The sequence below is a fragment of the Ruegeria sp. AH12 genome (assembly GCF_056541465.1).
On record NZ_JBQFYL010000190.1, the window covers coordinates 1 to 596 of the forward strand.

The 596-nt window shown below is 52.5% G+C and carries 1 protein-coding gene and 1 pseudogene; both read left to right on the top strand.

The features are described from left to right. Nucleotides 1-265: pseudogene (locus ACR0EL_RS22540) on the top strand (multidrug ABC transporter ATP-binding protein); the annotation flags it as partial. Beyond that, on the top strand, nt 262-596 hold a 335-nt coding region (locus ACR0EL_RS22545), incomplete at its 3' end, for an ABC transporter permease (protein WP_480502362.1). The pseudogene ACR0EL_RS22540 and the gene ACR0EL_RS22545, both read left to right, overlap by 4 nt.

A 596-nucleotide genomic window follows, 5' to 3' on the forward strand; every position in this document is an offset into this window, starting at 1 on the left:
GGCGCAGATGGGCAAAAAGCAGATTGAGGTCATGTTGACCGAGCCCATTTTATCCGTTCCCGACGTTCTGTCCGATCATCAACTGACGCTCAACGGTGCAGGCGATGCGCTGATCTATACTTACGACACCAATGCCGAGCGCACGGGCATCACCACTCTTCTCAATGATGTTGCACAGGCCGGTTTAGTGCTGCGTGATGTGCAGACGCGGCAATCGAGCCTTGAAGAGATTTTCGTCAACCTCGTGTCCGGAGAACCCGCATGAACTGGTCCGCTATTACTGCCATCTACCGGTTTGAAATGGCCCGATTCTTTCGCACACTGGCGCAGAGTTTTTTGTCTCCGGTCCTGTCGACCTCGCTTTATTTCGTGGTGTTTGGCACTGCCATCGGCAGTCGCATTCAAGAGATCGAAGGCGTATCCTACGGGGCCTTCATTGTGCCGGGTCTGATCATGTTGTCCGTAGTGATGCTATCAATCTCGAACGCGTCCTTTGGCATCTACTTCCCCAAATTCTTGGGTACGATTTATGAGTTACTTTCAGCCCCCATCAATTTCATCGAGATTGTGATTGGCTATGTGGGCGCGGCCGCAAC